We start from the raw sequence: 18,230 nt of genomic DNA on the forward strand, positions 1-18,230 counted from the left end.
TATTCTCAACTATGTTAAAATGAAATTGTAGAAAATCCTTAAACTCTGGTGTTAGCATCAGAGTTTTTTTAATATTATTTATAAAAAAAACGATTCAAATAATTTTGAATCGTTTCGCTTTGTAGCGAGAACAGGACTCGAACCTGTGACCTTCGGGTTATGAGCCCGACGAGCTACCTACTGCTCCATCTCGCGTTATTGTGGTGCAAATATACGATAATATTTTTTAAATACAAATCTATTTGAAAAAGTAGCCTAAAAACATCAATCTATAAATAAAAAAAACGATTCAAATAATTTTGAATCGTTTCGCTTAGTAGCGAGAACAGGACTCGAACCTGTGACCTTCGGGTTATGAGCCCGACGAGCTACCTACTGCTCCATCTCGCGTTATTGTGGTGCAAAGGTACGGCGATATTTTTACTTTGCAAATCTTTTGGTAATATTTATTTTAATTTGTCTTTAGAATATTGAATTTTAGTAAAATAAAATTTTAACAATATTTTAACTAAAGTTTTAGTGATAGATTAAAATTTTCACTAAATTTGTATCACTAAATAATTAGTTATGATTTCTTTTTTATTAACTTTGATGTTAGAAGTTATTAATTATCTAATTTCAATAATGATTTAAAATATGGCGGCAAAAAACCTTACAAAGGCAGAAGAGCAAGTAATGCAATATCTATGGGAGATAGAAAGTGGTTTCTTAAAAGATGTTTTGGAACTTTTCCCAGAACCGAAACCTCATACCAACACTGTTTCTACCATTTTGAAAATTCTAATGGAAAAAGAATTTGTTGGTTTCAAAGTTCATGGCAGGCAACATGAGTATTTTCCTCTTATTTCTAAAGAAACATATAGTGGAAAATCTATGAAAAGTTTGGTTAAAAATTATTTCGAAGGTTCTTACAGAAATGCAGTTTCTTTTTTAATCGAAAAAAACGAAATGAGTGTGGAAGACTTAGAAATGCTTTTGAAAGAACTTAAAAAGTAACAAAAACTCCATCACAAAAAAACTACTATGGAAACAATATTTATTTATTTTGGTAAAATGATTGTTTGCTCGGCTGTAATGTCTGCTTACTATCTTATTTTCCTTAGAGATAAAACTTTTCACCATTATAATAGGTTTTATTTGCTATTTACGGTAATTGTAAGTCTGTTTTTGCCACTTTTGAAGGTAGAATATTTTACTATAGAAACTGACAGCAGAATTTTACTTTTATTGAATCAATTTCAAGGGAAAACCGCTTCTGCTGAAAAATCTTTCGATTTTTGGAGTTTGGGAATTTCTATTTTGGCAATAGTTTCATTTTTTCTATTGGTTAAAATTTTACTAGGATTGTTTAAAATTAAACAGTTGAAAGGAGAATTTCCGAAGGAAACAGTAGAAGGAATTACTTTTTACAATACCAATCTTCACGATGCACCTTTTTCATTTTTTAGAAACCTTTTTTGGAAAAATTCTATTCTAATAAATTCTGATTTAGGAAAACAAATCCTGAAACACGAAATGGTTCATATTGAACAAAAACATAGTATTGATAAGCTTTTTATACAAATTATTCAATCTGTATTTTGGTTCAATCCTATATTTTATTTCATAAAAAAAGAAATCAACCTTATCCACGAATATTTAGCAGATCACAAAGCTGTTAAACATAGCGATACTCGGGCATTTGCGCAGATGCTGTTGGCTAGTAATTTTTCCGGAAACATTTTACCAGCCACGAGTCCGTTTTTATCTTCTAATCTTAAAAAACGACTAAAAATGCTCACTACACAGAAAACAAAATTCAGTTATGCGCGAAGAATCTTGGCTTTGCCAATACTTTTCGGAGTTTCATTTGCCCTTTTGGTAAATGCAAAAAACAAGGAAATTAAAGAAACCAACAAGGCGATTGCTATCGCAGTAAAAACTTTGAAAAAAGATACTGTAACGAAGAAAATATCAGTTGATAGTTTGGTAAAATTTCATCAAGAAAAAATTAAATCGGCTTCGGAAAAACTTAAAAAAGAAAACGAAAAAATTGCGACTTTAAGCGAACAAACCAGAAAAAAATCTGACGAATTGCAAAAAATTGCCAAAGAAAAAGGCAACGATAGTTATGAATTTGAACTAAAAGCCAAAGAATTGGATAATTTGGGCAAAGAAATAGACAAAATTGCTACTTCAGACGATTATGTAAACAATGTGAAAGTGCTGGAATGGAATGGTAAAGAATTGAATGATGTTTTTAATTCGGATGAATTCAAAAATCAATTCAAATTTGATGAAAAACGACTAAAAGACCTTGAAAAATTAGGAAAAATAAAAGTTTTAACGGATGATAAAACCTTAGGAAATGTTTACATAATGCCACCAATGTCTAGAAATGGGTATAATTATAATCTTGATAATCTAAGATTGGAAAAAGCGAAAGCTAATTTGTCTAAAGCTGAAAAGAAAAAATTAGAAAAACTAATTAAAGAAAGAAAAGAAATTGCAGAAAAGCAGGCAGAATTGGCTAGAAAACAAGCTGAAATTTCGAGACAGCAAGCCGAAATTACAGGCGAAAAAGGCAAAGCTTTCTATTATGCAACAAGTACTTATACTGAAAATCCTAGTAATTCATTTAGCTTTAAATCAATAGATGACAAAGCTTTTAAAAACGGAATAACTATCAAAGGCATTGGGAGTATAAAATCTGATTCGTTAAGTAAAGATGCGAATTATTATATCAATGGAGTTAAAGTAACTCAAGAAGAATTTAAAAAATTAAGTCCAAATGATATTAAATCTGTAAATATTTATAAAAAAGATACAGACGGGAAAAAAGAATCTGAAATTCGTGTCGAAACCAAAAAATAATACATTGTTTTACTTTATTAGATTTTAAGTTGTAATAAAGTATTCTCCTTTAATCCTTCAAGAATTCTTATTTCTTGAAGGATTTTCTTAAAGAATTTGTCTAAATTGCATAAAATATAAAATAATGAAAAAATTAATAGCCTTTTTTGTCTTCGCAGCAATATTCGTTAATGCGCAGAATAACAGATTTATCTACGAATATAAATTTGTATCAGATTCAACAAAAAAAGATGTTGTAGCCTCAGAAATGATGTTTTTGGATATTACTAAAAACAGTTCTAAATACTACAGCAGAGAGGTTTATGTTCAAGATTCCATAATGAGAGCAGATTTGGAGAAACAAATGAAAGCTGGTGTTTCAAACTTCAATATCAAGAGAAATGATGCAAAAGGTAAAGTAAGGTATAAAGTAACCAAAGATTATCAAAAAAATAAAACTTATTTGAATGTTAGAATTGGTTCGGATTCTTATAAAGTTTTGGAAGATAGAGTTTTAGATTGGAAAATTCTTCCAGAAAAAGAAAAAATAGGAAACTGGGAAGCACAAAAAGCAACCACGGAATTTGGTGGCAGAAAATGGACAGCTTGGTTTTGCGAAGAAATTCCTTTAAGTGATGGACCATATAAGTTTAAAGGTTTGCCTGGTTTAATTGTGAAAATCTCAGATGCTGATAACTCTCATGTGATGGAATTGAAAGGAAGTACTAAATTTGCAAGTCCTACGGAAGAGAATATGGAAAGCGCTGTCACTACAAAAAATGGTGCAATAACGAAAACTGTAGTAGTAGGAGATGGTTTCGGAAGTAGCAAAGACGAGATAGAGATAAATAGAGAAAAGTATGTGAAACTTTTTTGGGAAGACAGAGAAGATCCTGCTAAATCTATTAAAATGATGCAAGGTAGAGAAGGTGTGGTAATGAAATTTAAAGACCAAAGTGGTAATGATATGTCTATGTCTGATATGATAAAACGAAGAGAAGATGCCCAAAAAGAAGCCAATAAAAGAAATAATAACCTAATAGAAATAGACCTATTAAATAAATCAAAATAATGAATAAAAATTTCTCTGTTCTTTTGTTTTTGATGATGATAAGCTATTTATCAGCGCAAAATCAAAGATTTATGTACGAATACAAATTTGTTTCAGATTCTACCAATAAAGCAGATATAAAAACAGAATTAATGAATCTTGATACAACGCTAAAAGGTTCAAAATTCTACAGTTATACTTCATATAAAAGTGATTCTTTGATGCGTGTAGATTTAGAAAAACAACTTAAAGCTACAGGTTCTATCAATGTTAAAATGGATCAAAGAAAAGGTTTTGTAAGATATACTGTTGCTAAAAATTATCAAAATGGGAACGTAGATTTTAGAAATAGAATAGGGATGGATGCTTTTAAAGTAACCGAAGACCGAAAAATTGCTTGGAAAATTCTTCCAAATAAACAAAAAATAGGAAATTGGGAAACTCAAAAAGCGACTACAGAATTTGGAGGCAGAAAATGGACAGCTTGGTTTTGTAATGATATTCCCATTCAGGATGGTCCTTATAAATTCTCTGGTTTGCCAGGAATTATTGTTAAGCTAGAAGACCAAACTCAATCTCATGTTTTTAATTTAGTTGGAATTAAAAACCTCGGAACTTTAGAACCAGAAATTTACGCTTTCGAAATTACCAAAGAAATACCTTTGAAAAGTTCAGAATACAAGAAATTACTTTTAGAAAATAGAAGCGACCCAGCAAAAGGATTGAGACAAATTAGCATGGATAATGGCGTTGTGCTTAATATGAACAACAGCGCAGAAACCAATAAATTTATGAAAGAAAGAGAAGAACGTCTGAAAGAACAAGTAAAAAAAGACAATAATATTATAGAAATAGACCTTTTGAAATAAAACAAAAAATCCTGAAAATTTAAATTTTCAGGATTTTTTTTATTCTTCCGACATCTAACTTGCGTCTTCTGACTTTATTACATCATCTTTTTAGAATCTGCAATAAATTGAGCCAAACCGTTATCTGTTAAAGGATGTTTTAGTAAAGATAAAATCGGAGGAAGCGGAGAAGTAATTACATCTGCACCAATTTTAGCACAATTGATAATATGCATAGAATGACGGATAGAAGCTGCTAGAATCTCAGTTTTGTAACCATAGTTATCAAAAATTAATCTAATCTCTTCAATTAAAGCCAATCCATCAGTAGAAATATCATCTAATCTTCCTAAGAAAGGTGAAACGTAACTAGCGCCAGCTTTTGCCGCTAAAAGAGCTTGCCCTGCAGAAAAAATCAAAGTACAGTTGGTTTTAATTCCTTTATCTGTAAAGTATTTTAAAGTCTTAATTCCGTCTTTAATCATCGGGATTTTTACTACAATATTTGGGTGAATTGCAGCCAATTCTTCACCTTCTTTTATCATTTCTTCGTAAGTTGTAGAAAGTACTTCCGCAGAAATGTCGCCATCTACAATCTCGCAAATTGTTTTATAATGATTTTTAATTGCTTCGGCACCAGAAATTCCTTCTTTTGCCATTAGACTTGGGTTAGTAGTAACACCGTCTAAAATTCCTAAATCTTGCGCTTCTCTAATTTGGTCTAGATTAGCTGTATCAATAAAAAATTTCATGTTTTAAATATTTTCTACAAAGATAATAATTTAAGACTCAAGTGAAAAGTAAAAGTGATAGAGAAACAGAATAATAGCAAGTCGTAAAATCGTTGATTTGTATATTTATTAAATCGTGAAATCGTAAAGTTGAATAAACTAAATATACTAGAGTCTTGAATTTTAAATTTTGAATTTTTTTCATTGAAAAAAATAGTTCTACAATAATTTGAGCAAAGGAAAAGTGTTAATCTGAAGCTCAATTTTCGTTAAAAATAACTAATTTTGCAAAGTAATTGGATAATTTACAGTTTTACATTTTAAAGATTTCGCAAGTTTTAGGATTATGCGATTTCAGAACTTATTAACTTCAAAAAATGAACGTTTTATTAGCATCCACCTCTTCGCTTTTCGGTGGGAAATATTTAGAATACATCAAAAACGAAATCTCAGAATTGTTTTCAGGAATAGACGAAATTGTTTTCGTCCCTTTTGCCAGACCTAGTGGTATTTCGCATGAAGAATATACAGAAATGGCAAAAAATTTCTTTGCTCAAATTAATATCAAAGTAAAAGGACTTCATGAATTTGAAGATAAAATTACTGCAATTAATCAGGCAAAAGGATATTTTACAGGTGGTGGAAATACTTTTCTTTTGGTAAAAACACTTCACGAAGAAAATCTAATGAAAGTTCTTGCAGAAAATGTAAAATCTGGCAAACCATATTTGGGAACTTCCGCAGGAAGCAATATTGCAGGACTCAATATGAAAACTACCAATGATATGCCTATTGTATATCCGCCAAGTTTTGATTGTATGGGCTTGGTTCCGTTTAATATTAATCCGCATTATCTTGATGCAAATCCTTTGATTAAGCACAACGGAGAAACCAGAGAAACCCGAATTAAAGAATTTCTTACCCAAAATGATATAAAAGTAGTGGGATTAAGAGAAGGCAATTGGATTAGAAGAATTGGAGATAAAATTACCACAGAAGGAACTCAACTCACCAGAATTTTCGAAAAAGGAAAAGAAACTTATGAATTGGAGAGTGGGAGTGAGTTGTAGATTTGTAGAGTGGGAGAATTGTAGAGAAATAGAGTGAGAGAGTTTTTATGCAATTTGAAACTATTTAATCATGAAAAAATGATTTATTGAATTTTCATTATGTTGTGAAACATTGCTTTCAAAAATGGAAGAAAGCAATGCTTCAATTAAAATTATTCATCGCATAATTTTAATAAATTTTACAACTGAATAAAATTTTCTAGCATCAATTTTTAGTGAAAAATAAAATTTCAATTTTATTTTATGATTTTTATCAGTTGTTTGTGTTTTTAATATACCTTATCATTCTTTTTTCCAATTTTTTTCGATGAGTTCCATTAAAAAATCGGGACATTTAGACACTTTGTTGGTAGTTGCATCCAAAAAGAAAAGGGTAACTGTGGCTTCAGAAATTTTTTGTTTAGATTGATTATAAATTTCGTATTCAAATTCAATTCTTACTCCCGGAATTTTTTTCACATAAGTGTGAATTTCTAAAATTTCATCATAAAATGCTGGCTTCAAATACTTAATTTTGTACTCTGAAACAGGTAGCCAAATGCCACGTTTTTCGATTTCATCGTATGAAATTCCTAGTGTACGAAAGAGTTCTACTCTTGCAACTTCTAGGTACTCTGCATAGTTGCCGTAATAGACATATTTCATTGCGTCTGTTTCTCCGTAACGTACTCTTAGTGAGTGAGTTGTGTGTATCATTTTTAGATTTTGATTATACATACAAATATATTTTTAAAAAAGCAATACCCCAAAAATTTTTTTAAGAAAAAATTATTTTTCATATTTGTCTTTCCGATAAAAATTAAATAATCAGAGAAAATCACGTAGGCAAAAAATGGATCAAAATTTAGGATTGATTTGGGATAGGTGTCTCAAGTTTATGAGAGACAATCTCAGCGCAGCAGAGAATGAAGATGTTAAGAAATTAGAACACTCTTTTGATCTTTTATTCGACAAAGTACAACCACTTTCATTGGTAAACCACAATCTTACATTGCTGGTACCATCAGACTTCTATAAAGAATATATAGAAGAGAATTATCTTGCCTTATTATCATCTGCTCTTAAAAAAAATATCGGAAAAGGAGTTAAGTTGTGGTATTCTGTAATGGAAAACAAACCGCAAGGAAAAGAAAAACCTGCTACTCAAAATTATAAAGGAATTTCTGTACAAGCTCCAAAAGTACAAGAAGTAAGACCTGCATCGTTCTCTGGGAATGTAGTAAATCCTTTTGTGGTTCCTGGGATTAAAAAAGTAAATATAGATTCTAATCTTAACCCGAATCTTAATTTTGATAATTTTGTAGAAGGCGAAAGCAATAAATTTGCTTCTACCGTTGCAAAAACAATTGCAAAAAGACCTGGTGCTACATCATTCAATCCATTGTTTATCCATGGTGGTGTAGGAGTTGGTAAGACCCACTTGGCTCACGCTATTGGTTTAGATGTTAAAACTAATTTTCCAGATAAAGTAGTTCTTTATTTATCTTCAGAGAAATTTATTCAGCAGTTTGTTTCTGCTGCTAAAGCTCAGAATAAAGCAGATTTTGGTAATTTTTACCAAATGGTAGATGTTTTAATTATAGACGATATTCAGTTTTTGTCTGGTAAAGCAGCTACACAAGATATGTTTTTCCATATTTTCGACCATCTTCATCAGACAGGTAAACAAATTATCCTTACTTCGGATAAGGCTCCTGCTGATATTCAAGATATTCAAGAAAGAATAGTTTCTAGATTTAAATGGGGACTTTCGGCAGAGGTGAAATCTCCAGATTTTGATACCAGAAAGAAAATTATTACCGATAAACTTCACAGAGACGGCATTGAATTGAAAGATGATATGGTGGATTTCTTAGCGGGTGAAGTGAAATCTAACGTAAGAGAACTTATTGGTGTTATCAACTCTGTAATTGCTCATTCTATGATTTCTAAATCAGATTTAAGTCTAGATTTATTAAAAGAAACCATCAATAAGATTGCAGCTAATCAAAAGAAAACCATCAATATTCCATACATTCAAGAAGTGGTTTGCGAATATTTTGGCATTAAAAGAGAACAATTGCTTTCTAAAACCCGTAAAAGAGAAATTGCATTGCCAAGACAATTAGCGATGTATTTTGCAAAAGAATATACCAATTCTACTTTTACAAAAATTGGTGAAGAAATGGGAGGTAAAGACCATTCTACGGTAATGTACGCTTGCGAAACCATTAGAGATGTTTCTAAAATAGATAAAGAATTAAAGAAATATCTAAAAGAGATTAAAGAGAAAATATTTGAATAAAATAAAAGAAAACTATTGTTAATTTTGAAAGGGAATTTTTTTAATATTTATATTTAAGAAATTCCTTTTTCGTTTTGAGAAACTAAAAGAGATTGCTTATGAAAATATTAATGGTTTGTTTGGGAAATATATGCAGAAGCCCTTTGGCAGAAGGTATTCTTCGTTCTAAAATTTCTAAAGAACATACGGTGGCAAGTGCTGGTACAATTTCCTTCCACGAAGGAGAACTTCCAGACAAACGTTCTATAAACACAGCTAAAGAACACGGTGTAGATATTTCGAAGCAAAAAGCTCAGTATTTTGAAAAAAAGTTTTTTGATAAATTCGACAAAATCTTTTGTATGGATGTAAAAAACTATCAAGATGTGTTGTCTCTTGCAGAATCTGAAGCGCAAAAAAATAAAGTTTCGATGATTTTAGACGAAGCTGGCAATCACGGTAGAGCAGAAGTTCCAGACCCTTATTATGGAACTCAGCAAGACTTCGAAAATGTTTTCCAAATGCTAAACAATGCTTGTGATATAATTGCAGAAAAGTATCAATTAAGATAAGTTTCGTTTATTTTTGTATTAAATTTATTCAAGATGTTATTTTTAATTCCAGCCTATTTATCCGAAGAATCTCCCATAGATTTTTTTGCTCCTTCAATTAAAGAATATATTCTAAAAACAGATTATTTTTTTGTTGAAAACGAAAAAACAGCAAGAAAAGTCATCAAATTTTTTGCTCCCGAAAAAAAACAAAGTGATTTAAAACTTTTTTTGCTCGATAAATATTCTGAAAGTGCAGATTTGAAAGACGCTCAGAAATTAATGAAATCTGGGCAAGATTTTGGATTGCTTTCCGAAGCAGGTTTGCCTTGCATTGCAGACCCAGGAAATCTGATGGTAAAATGGAGCCACGAAAACAATATAAAAGTAATTCCTATTAACGGACCAAGTTCTATTATTTTAGCCTTAATTTCGAGTGGTTTTAACGGACAAGAATTTACTTTCAATGGTTATTTACCTATTGATAGAGAGCAAAAGAAAAAACAGATTCAGTTTTTAGAAAATCAGGTTCAGAAAACAGGATATTCTCAGATTTTCATGGAAACACCGTACAGAAATAATCAATTATTAGAAGATTTAATTAAATTTCTAAACCCGAATACTAAACTTTGTATTGCTGCCAACATCAATCATCCAACAGAAGAATTTATCAAAACCTTAAAAATTTCGGATTGGAAAAATAAAAAACCGGAACTTCATAAAATTCCGGCGGTGTTTGTTTTGGGAAAATAAAATTATTGTTTTTTTAATTTTCTTTTTCTCCATTTTTTCCAAAAAAAGATAAGGATTGGAAGAATGAATAGGAATGGCCAAAGTGATACGATTTGTAATAGAAAATTAACGAAAATATTCCAACCATTAGCTACAGAATCTACAAATCTATTGCCAAAACCAATTTTAGAAGTAACAGTGTTTCTAGGCTTTTCTTTGAGTAATGTAAGCTCTAAAGTACTGTAATTTACTTGGTCGTCTATATATCGCAATCTGCCTTCGGAAGACTCTATTTCTTCTTCTAAACCGCGTATTTTTTCCTGAATTTCTAATAAATCTTTAGTAGAAGCACTGCGTTTTAACAAATCTCTATATTTTTCTAGATAAACGAGTTTGTTTTTTAACCTTATAGAAACATCTGTGTATTCTTCGGTTACGTCTTCTACTCTGATATTTTTTTGTGTGATAGAACCAATTCCGTCCGAAAAAGAATTCACCAATCTGTCAAAATTTTCATTAGGAATTCTAATTTCCATAGAAAGTGTGGTTTGAGTTTCAGTGTTATAAAATTTTTCGTTTTGAATGTAAGCTTTGTTGTTTTTTACAGAATTTTGAATCTTTTCTTGTGCTGTTTTTATGTCTGATACATCAATGGTTATGTCGCCACTTTTGATGATTTTTTTTAAATTAAAAATTTTATTATTTGATTTTGCTTCAGAATCAGACATTTTCATTTTTGGTGATGAAGCAGCTTCAAAGGCTTTGTCGCTTATTTCTGTTTCTGGAAGAACTTCCATAAGGTCTGCACTAACTTCAGTAATTTCTGCTTTTTTACATGCAAATAATGATAAAATAGCAAGGGAATAAAAAAATGTTTTCATAGATATTAATTTTATTAAAAATTTTATATCAACAATTATGCAAAACTTTTTTTTAATGAAAAATCCTTGAAAAATATTCAAGGATATATGATTAAAATCATTAAGTTAATATTTAATTCCTAATTTTTTTAAAACGAAATGAAGGAGCCAAATTGGACCAATCAATAGAAACTGTAAATCTTTTAGGAAGCTTGGCTTTTTGCCTTCAATTTTATGTCCGACAAATTGAAAAATCCATGTAATTACGAAGATTGAAAGAAAAACAATCCAAGAATTACTATTAAAATGAATGTTAATGGCGTATGCTAAATGTTCCATCAGAAACATTATAAATAACATAATGATAGAAATTCTCCAAGACAAACTAAAATAAAAAATACTTACCAAAACAAGTGCTACAATACTCGCAATACTGATACAGCCGTAATAAGAAGCACAAAAATGTGGCGCAGGAATTAAACTGATAAACCCTACAATGGTAAAGAAAATTAAAGGAACACAAATCCAATGAATTAATTTATTAGTTTGGTTTTGGTGGCTTTCGGCATATTCTGCAAAAAGTTGGTCTATTTTTCTCATTGTTTTAATTTTTTCTAAAAATAACAAATCATTTTTAAATTGAGAATATTTTTCAAAATTTAAAATTATGTGCTTCGTAATAAGTATTTTTGTAGCATGAAAGACTTAATGGGATGCGCAATTTGGGATTATTATTATCAAGAAAATCCTAAAGATTTACAGACTGAAACTTCTATCTCAGAATTGGATGATTTGCCAGTTTCTTACCTTTTTAGAAATTACAAAGAAATGAATGCTTTAGAAAAAAAAGCTTTAGAATTGGCTTCTGGGAAGGTTTTAGATGTTGGTGCAGGTGCAGGTTCGCACAGTCTTTATCTTCAAAATGATAAAAAATTAGAGGTTACAGCTATAGATATTTCCCCGAAATCTATAGAAATTTGTAAAGAAAGAGGTATAAAAAATGCAATTTGTGAAGATTTTCTTCAATATTCTGAAAAAGATTTCAATACTATTTTATTGTTGATGAATGGAACTGGGATTTTCCAGAGTTTAGAACAAATAGATGAATATTTGCAAAAACTGAAAAATTTAATCTCAGAGAACGGACAAATTTTGATAGACAGCACAGATATTCTGTATATGTACGACCAAGACGAAGATGGCGGAGTTTTGGTTCCTGCTGATGGTTATTACGGCGAATTAGATTATTATGTACATTACAAAGGTGAATCTGAAAAACCAATGAAATGGTTGTATTTAGATTTTAATACTTTGAAAAACGCTGCCGTTGCCAATGGTTTTAAGATTCAAAAAGTTAAACAATTAGAAGATTCTTATTTGGCGCAACTTACGTTAAAGTAAGGTTTATTCTGCATTCCAAAGTAGAAAATTGATGATGTCTATTCTTTTTCTTTGGTTTTCATCAAATAAATCTTGAAAAATTTCAAAACGATAAGGAACCGTTAATGCAAATTTATCACGATTGATTTCGTCTGTAATTTTTGAAAGTTCTATATAAGTTTCGTTCGGAATTTGTTTGGTAATTTCTAGAAAAAGTTCGTTGTATTTTTGTTTTTCTTCGTCAGTAATTTTTGCGTCTGATAAAAGATTTCCTCTGTTGAAGAAAACTGCGTTAAAGTCAGGAAATGATTGTGATAAATATGTAGAATAAAGAATTTTGAAAAAATTTTCAGAATTACTTTTTTTTAAAAATATTGGTGCATTAATTTCATCGATTGCATTCAATTTTTCTGAATATAATTGCTCTAATTCTAAAAATTTGCTTGATTGAATTCTCACTCTTTTATTTGAAAATTTCTCTTTAAGTGTCTTGTCAAATTTTTTCAAAAACATAATCTTTAAAGAGTCGTTAAAATTTAAAGATTGCGCTTTAAAATTTCCCAATCCAAAAAATAAAAAGCAGAGTAGAAGTGATTTTAGAAAATTCATATCGTTATATTTATAAACTTTGTCAAAGATTCTTTTGCTTCGTAAAAACTTTGACAAAGTGTGAAATCCAAAAATAAAAAAGATTTCGGAAATATCTCCGAAATCTTTAATTATTTAATTGATTAATTTTTTTATTATCCTATCTCAATTCCGTTTTCCACGGTTTCGTCTGGTGTTACAAAAGATAATTTGCCATCAGCTTTTGTTGTAAGAAGCAACATACCTTGAGATTCAATTCCTCTTATTTTTCTTGGAGCAAGATTTAATAAAATCATCACTTGTTTCCCAATGATTTCTTCTGGCGAAAAACTCTCTGCAATCCCCGAAACTACGGTTCTTACATCAACTCCAGTATCTACTTTTAGTTTTAACAATTTATCTGCTTTTTCTACTTTTTCAGCTTCTAAAATGGTAGCAGTTCTAAGGTCTATTTTTGTAAAATCGTCAAAAGTGATTTCTTCTTTCATAGGATTAGCGTTAGGATTTGTTTTTGCGTTAGATATTTTAGTGTTTTCTAATTTTTGAATTTGAAAATCTATGGTTTCGTCTTCAATTTTTGAGAAAAGAAGAGAAGCTTCGTTGATTTGATGTCCTGTTTTTACTAGAACTTGAACGTTTTCAACTTCTTGCCAAGAAATTTTTTCAGTACCAAACATTTTTAATAATTTTTCCGAAGAAAAAGGCATAAATGGCTCACACAATTGAGCCAAAGCAACTGCAATTTGAGCTCCTACAAAAAGAGAATTTGCCGCTTTTTCAGGATTGTCTTTAATGGTTTTCCAAGGTTCTTCGGTTTGAAGATATTGGTTTCCAAAACGTGCTAAATTCATTAATGCAGACAATGCATTTCTGAATTCGTATTTGGTTAGATATTCATTAATTTCTTTTGCAGTTTTAGAAATTTCAGAAAGTTCTTCTACATTTTCGTTTCCAGCAGGAATTACACCATTGTAATATTTATGAATAAGAACCGCAACTCTATTGATAAAATTACCAAAAATCCCAACCAATTCAGAATTGTTTTTGGTTTGGAAATCTTTCCAAGTAAAGTTATTATCTTTAGTTTCTGGAGCCGAAGAAAGCAGTGCATATCTCAAAACATCTTGTTGACCAGGAAATTCTTCTACATATTCGTGTGCCCAAACTGCCCAATTTCTAGAAGTAGAAATTTTATCGTTTTCAAGATTCAAAAATTCAAAAGCTGGTACATTAGTTGGCATAATATAATCTCCGTGAGCCTTCATCATTGCTGGAAAAATAATGCAGTGAAATACAATATTATCTTTACCAATAAAGTGAATTAAATCCGAATCTTCACTTTGCCAATAATCCTTCCAATTTTTGCCATTTTTTTCTGCCCATTCTTTAGTGAAAGAAATATATCCAATTGGTGCATCAAACCAAACATACAACACTTTTCCTTCTGCATCTGGAAGCGGAACTTGTACGCCCCAGTTTAAATCTCTGGTCATTGCACGAGGTTTCAAGCCATCATTGAGCCAAGATTTTACTTGTCCGTAAACGTTTGGTTTCCAGTCGTCTTTGTGCCCTTCGATAATCCATTTATTTAAAAAAACTTCATATTCATTTAATGGAAGATACCAATTTTTTGTTTCTTTAAGAACAGGGATATTTCCACTTAAAGCAGATTTAGGATTGATGAGCTCTGATGGAGAAAGGGTAGAACCACATTTTTCGCATTGGTCTCCATAGGCGTTTTCGTTGCCGCAATTAGGGCAAGTGCCAACAATATATCGGTCTGCTAAAAATTCGCCAGCTTGTTCGTCATAATATTGCTCTGAAACTTCTTCTGTAAATTTTCCTTTTTCATACATTTTTAGGAAAAAATCTTGTGAAGTTTTTTTATGATTTTCCGAAGAAGTTCTAGAATATTCATCAAAAGAAATTCCCAAATCTGAGAATGATTTTTTGATAATTGTATGGTATTTATCTACAATATCTTGAGGTGTAACTCCTTCTTTTTTAGCTCTAATGGTGATAGGAATACCGTGTTCGTCGCTTCCACAAATAAAGGCAACATCATTTCCTAATCTTCTTTGGAATCTAGCGAAAACATCTGCAGGAACGTAAACTCCGGCTAAGTGTCCGATATGTATTGGTCCGTTTGCATAAGGCAAGGCAGCGGTAATCATTTTTCTCTTCTGCATGGAAATATTTTTTGCAAAGATAAGGTTTTGTTTGCCTTTTTGAAAATTTAACGAAATTGAATACAATTTTGGGGATTTTTTAGACTAATTAACATATCGTTAATATGCATTTTTGCTAAACATTTATTCAAAATGATGTAAAATTCATTATTGTCTCATTGCTGAGAAAATATTTTTTAATTTATTGTTAATCAGTATTTTGTGTTTAAATTTAAATAAAATTGACTGATTGTTGTCATGGATAATTAACAAATATTATTTATTTTTTATAAATATTTAAAAATTTTATAAATTGGCAGAGTAAATTAATTTAAGATTTACAATTGTGTAAAAAAAAATATTAATCCTAAATTTTATTTTTTGTGAGAAACTATAGTACAGTATTAAAAATTGCTCCAGCATTTCTTTTGGCAGGAACAATTTTACTAGAAGCTCAACAGAAAGATTCAATTAAACAAAAAGAAATTGAACAAGTTGTGCTAATTGGTTATGGTAAGCAAAAGAAAACAGATCTTACTGGTTCTATTGCTTCTGTTACAGCCAAAGATTTTAACGGAGGATCTACATCTGCAGATCAATTAATCCAAGGTAAAGCACCTGGTGTAACTGTTACTGGTAATGGTGGTAACCCAGGATCTGGTTCTACGATTCGTATTAGAGGAGGGGCTTCTTTATCTTCTACTAACGATCCATTAATTGTTATTGATGGTATCCCAATGGATTTTAGTGGAATCTCTGGAGCAGCTAATGCTTTAGCATTAATTAACCCAAATGATATCGAATCTTTTGATGTACTAAAAGATGCCTCTGCGGCGGCAATCTATGGTAACAGAGCATCCAACGGTGTTATCTTAATTACGACTAAAAAAGGATCGGCAGGTAAGCTTAAGGTAAACTTCTCTACTGTGAGTTCTGTTTCTACAAAAATGGGTAATATGGATGTTTTGTCGGCTGATGCGTTTAGAAAATATGTGACAGAAAACGCAACGCAACAAAAGTATATCGATATGCTAGGAACTGCTAATACCAATTGGCAAGACCAGATTTATCAAGCCGCTTGGGGAACAGATAATAACGTGTCTATTTCTGGTGGAATCAAGAATTTGCCATATCGTTTATCACTAGGATATACAGAACAAAATGGTATTGTTAAAACTAATGAGTTTAGAAGAACATCTTTTGGATTGAATCTAACACCTAAGTTTTTCGACAATCATTTGAGTGTTACCGCCAACTTAAAAGGAACGATGACAGAAAATAGATTCCCTGCGGGTGTAATCGCTGCGGCTCAGTTTTTTGATCCTACCAAGCCTGTTCATGATTATAGCTCACAAGGTAATCTTGTTAACAATTATTGGGAGTGGTTTTTATATAATCAAAATGGGGAAAGAACTAATAACATTAATGTAAATTCAACCCAAAACCCATTAGCTTCTTTATATGGTAGAAGAGATGTTTCTACCGTGTTCAGAGCTATTGGTAATTTGCAATTAGATTATAAATTCCATTTCTTGCCAGATTTACATTTTAATATGAACGGTGGTTTTGATTATCAAAAAGGGACTGGTGCGGTTACGGAATATCCAGGGTATGCACAAATGTTGGAGACAGGTAATGTAAGTACTAGAAGAGATTATAGACAAGAGAGAGTAAATAGGTTGTTAGAAACCTATTTAAGTTATACCAAAGATATTGATGCTATTGATACGAAAGTAGATTTGATGGCAGGATATTCTTACCAACAATTCAAAAATTTCACACCAATTTCAACTACCTATTATGGAGACCCTACCAAGCCACCAACATCAAGTAATAGATTTGAAGGCAAATTGACATTGTTAAGTTTCTATGGTAGAGGTATTTTTACTATTGCGGATAAATATATTTTAACAGGATCTATCAGAAGAGATGGTACTTCTAGATTTTACAATGGTACAGATGATACAGGTAATATGTGGGGTACTTTCGTAGCAGCTTCTGGTGCTTGGAAAATTAAAAATGAAAATTTTCTTAAAGATGTTAATGTAATTTCAGATTTGAAACTAAGAGGTGGTTGGGGACAGACTGGTCAACAAGAGATTGGTGGTTGGTATAATTCATTTCCTTCATATAATGTTTCTGAGCAAACAGCTCAATATGGTTTTGCGGAACAGTATTATCTGATGTATCGTCCTACTCAGTATAATCCAAATCTGACTTGGGAGACTACGGAAACTGTAAATGCAGGATTGGATTTTGGAATTTTAAATAACAGGATTACAGGTTCATTTGATTGGTTCAAGAAGAAAACCAAAGATTTATTGGCTTATGTAGAAGTTCCAGCGGGAGAATTCAGCAATTTCAATAATAAAAATATTGGTGATATGGATACCAATGGAATAGAATTCTTACTCAATGTAAAAGCAATTAAAAAAGAAAATTTCGCTTGGGATTTTAGTTTTAATGTGGCTCATTATGATCCAAAAATTAAAAAATTTAATGACGTTGCTGATGGATATTATATTCAGGTTGGAGATATTGCTGGAGGGACTAATAACCGTGTTCAGGCTCATATGGTTGGGTATAATCCGTTCAGTTTCTTTGTTTACCAACAGGCTTATGATTCTAATGGAAAAGCTTTGGAGGGAGTATATGTTGATAGAAATGGTGATGGTAAAATAGATGTAAATGATAAATATTTGTATAAATCTACTACACCAGATGCAACATTAGGTTTTTCAACCAATTTCAAATACAAAAATTGGGATTTGTCAACAACGCTTAGAGCAGTTATCGGAAATTATGTATATAATAATTTTGCATCACAATCTAATGCACAGAACATTGCTACCAATGATTATATCCAAAATATCTCTACTGTAGCAGCAAATTATGGTTTCAAAAACGTACAATATTGGAGTGATATTTTTGTAGAAGATGCATCTTTCCTTAGAATGGATAATTTGACATTAGGTTATACATTCAAAGATATTTTTACAAAAGGAAGTAGTCTGAGAGTTTATGGAATGGCTCAGAATGTATTTGTAATAACAGATTATTCAGGTGTTGACCCAGAAATATTTGGAAATATAGATAATGGCTTTTACCAAAGACCAAAAATATATTCTTTAGGTCTTAATTTTAATTTTTAATAAA

General features: G+C 30.8%; 16 protein-coding genes and 2 tRNA genes. 10 read left to right on the forward strand and 8 right to left on the reverse strand.

Features of this window, described 5'->3' with window-relative positions; translation table 11 throughout:
• Window positions 1-122: 122 nt before the first annotated feature.
• Both QM746_RS08635 and QM746_RS08640 read right to left on the reverse strand, forming a co-directional pair.
• A tRNA-Met gene (locus tag QM746_RS08635) sits at window positions 123-195 on the reverse strand.
• A 122-nt stretch (window positions 196-317) separates the two neighbouring features.
• Window positions 318-390 (reverse strand) — tRNA-Met (locus QM746_RS08640).
• A 246-nt stretch (window positions 391-636) separates the two neighbouring features.
• Here QM746_RS08640 and QM746_RS08645 point away from each other — a divergent pair.
• From QM746_RS08645 to QM746_RS08660, 4 genes are all read left to right on the forward strand, one after another.
• Window positions 637-996 carry a BlaI/MecI/CopY family transcriptional regulator gene (locus tag QM746_RS08645; RefSeq protein ID WP_414983847.1) on the forward strand — a complete coding sequence of 120 codons (360 nt, stop codon included), beginning with the start codon at window positions 637-639 and terminating at the stop codon, window positions 994-996.
• A 27-nt stretch (window positions 997-1,023) separates the two neighbouring features.
• A complete protein-coding gene (locus QM746_RS08650; RefSeq protein WP_414983848.1) occupies window positions 1,024-2,853 on the forward strand; it encodes a M56 family metallopeptidase in 1,830 nt (609 codons plus the stop codon).
• A gap of 124 nt (window positions 2,854-2,977) precedes the next feature.
• The gene (locus QM746_RS08655; protein WP_414983849.1) at window positions 2,978-3,904 is read left to right on the forward strand and encodes a GLPGLI family protein; all 927 of its coding nucleotides are present in this window, start codon (window positions 2,978-2,980) and stop codon (window positions 3,902-3,904) included.
• Window positions 3,904-4,752 (forward strand): GLPGLI family protein, encoded by an 849-nt coding sequence (locus QM746_RS08660; RefSeq protein WP_414983850.1) that lies wholly within the window; start codon window positions 3,904-3,906, stop codon window positions 4,750-4,752. The genes QM746_RS08655 and QM746_RS08660 overlap by 1 nt, the downstream gene beginning before the upstream one ends.
• A gap of 77 nt (window positions 4,753-4,829) precedes the next feature.
• Here QM746_RS08660 and fsa read toward each other — a convergent pair whose 3' ends face one another.
• Window positions 4,830-5,483 carry a fructose-6-phosphate aldolase gene (gene fsa, locus QM746_RS08665; RefSeq protein WP_414983851.1) on the reverse strand — a complete coding sequence of 218 codons (654 nt, stop codon included), beginning with the start codon at window positions 5,481-5,483 and terminating at the stop codon, window positions 4,830-4,832.
• 356 nt (window positions 5,484-5,839) lie between these two features.
• Between fsa and pepE the strand changes: the two genes are divergently transcribed.
• Complete coding sequence (gene pepE, locus QM746_RS08670; RefSeq protein WP_414983852.1) at window positions 5,840-6,532, forward strand: dipeptidase PepE; 693 nt, start codon at window positions 5,840-5,842, stop codon at window positions 6,530-6,532.
• A 282-nt stretch (window positions 6,533-6,814) separates the two neighbouring features.
• On the opposite strand, the gene QM746_RS08675 is transcribed toward pepE, so the two are convergent.
• Window positions 6,815-7,228 carry an acyl-CoA thioesterase gene (locus tag QM746_RS08675; protein ID WP_414983853.1) on the reverse strand — a complete coding sequence of 138 codons (414 nt, stop codon included), beginning with the start codon at window positions 7,226-7,228 and terminating at the stop codon, window positions 6,815-6,817.
• Between the two features lie 136 nt (window positions 7,229-7,364).
• Here QM746_RS08675 and dnaA point away from each other — a divergent pair, with 136 nt between their 5' ends.
• From dnaA to QM746_RS08690, 3 genes are all read left to right on the forward strand, one after another.
• The gene (dnaA, locus tag QM746_RS08680) at window positions 7,365-8,816 is read left to right on the forward strand and encodes a chromosomal replication initiator protein DnaA (RefSeq protein WP_414983854.1); all 1,452 of its coding nucleotides are present in this window, start codon (window positions 7,365-7,367) and stop codon (window positions 8,814-8,816) included.
• Between the two features lie 98 nt (window positions 8,817-8,914).
• Window positions 8,915-9,367, forward strand: a complete 453-nt coding sequence (locus QM746_RS08685) for a low molecular weight protein-tyrosine-phosphatase (protein WP_414983855.1) — start codon at window positions 8,915-8,917, stop codon at window positions 9,365-9,367.
• Between the two features lie 33 nt (window positions 9,368-9,400).
• Window positions 9,401-10,099, forward strand: a complete 699-nt coding sequence (locus QM746_RS08690; RefSeq protein WP_414983856.1) for an SAM-dependent methyltransferase — start codon at window positions 9,401-9,403, stop codon at window positions 10,097-10,099.
• Between the two features lie 2 nt (window positions 10,100-10,101).
• On the opposite strand, the gene QM746_RS08695 is transcribed toward QM746_RS08690, so the two are convergent.
• Window positions 10,102-10,959 carry a DUF4349 domain-containing protein gene (locus tag QM746_RS08695; protein WP_414983857.1) on the reverse strand — a complete coding sequence of 286 codons (858 nt, stop codon included), beginning with the start codon at window positions 10,957-10,959 and terminating at the stop codon, window positions 10,102-10,104.
• A 105-nt stretch (window positions 10,960-11,064) separates the two neighbouring features.
• Complete coding sequence (locus QM746_RS08700) at window positions 11,065-11,538, reverse strand: DUF962 domain-containing protein (RefSeq protein ID WP_414983858.1); 474 nt, start codon at window positions 11,536-11,538, stop codon at window positions 11,065-11,067.
• Window positions 11,539-11,634: 96 nt separating this feature from the next.
• Between QM746_RS08700 and QM746_RS08705 the strand changes: the two genes are divergently transcribed.
• Entirely contained in the window at window positions 11,635-12,339 is a 705-nt protein-coding gene (locus QM746_RS08705; RefSeq protein WP_414983859.1) for a class I SAM-dependent methyltransferase, read from the forward strand.
• Between the two features lie 3 nt (window positions 12,340-12,342).
• Here the strand turns inward: QM746_RS08705 and QM746_RS08710 are convergent, their stop codons facing one another.
• Window positions 12,343-12,777: a hypothetical protein gene (locus QM746_RS08710; RefSeq protein ID WP_414983860.1), complete on the reverse strand. Its 435-nt coding sequence runs from the start codon at window positions 12,775-12,777 to the stop codon at window positions 12,343-12,345.
• Between the two features lie 284 nt (window positions 12,778-13,061).
• The gene (metG, locus tag QM746_RS08715) at window positions 13,062-15,095 is read right to left on the reverse strand and encodes a methionine--tRNA ligase (RefSeq protein WP_414983861.1); all 2,034 of its coding nucleotides are present in this window, start codon (window positions 15,093-15,095) and stop codon (window positions 13,062-13,064) included.
• Between the two features lie 362 nt (window positions 15,096-15,457).
• Here metG and QM746_RS08720 point away from each other — a divergent pair, with 362 nt between their 5' ends.
• Window positions 15,458-18,226 (forward strand): SusC/RagA family TonB-linked outer membrane protein, encoded by a 2,769-nt coding sequence (locus QM746_RS08720; protein WP_414983862.1) that lies wholly within the window; start codon window positions 15,458-15,460, stop codon window positions 18,224-18,226.
• Window positions 18,227-18,230 lie beyond the last annotated feature (4 nt).

It is taken from the genome of Cloacibacterium sp., assembly GCF_047601505.1.
Classification (GTDB): Bacteria; Bacteroidota; Bacteroidia; order Flavobacteriales; family Weeksellaceae; genus Cloacibacterium.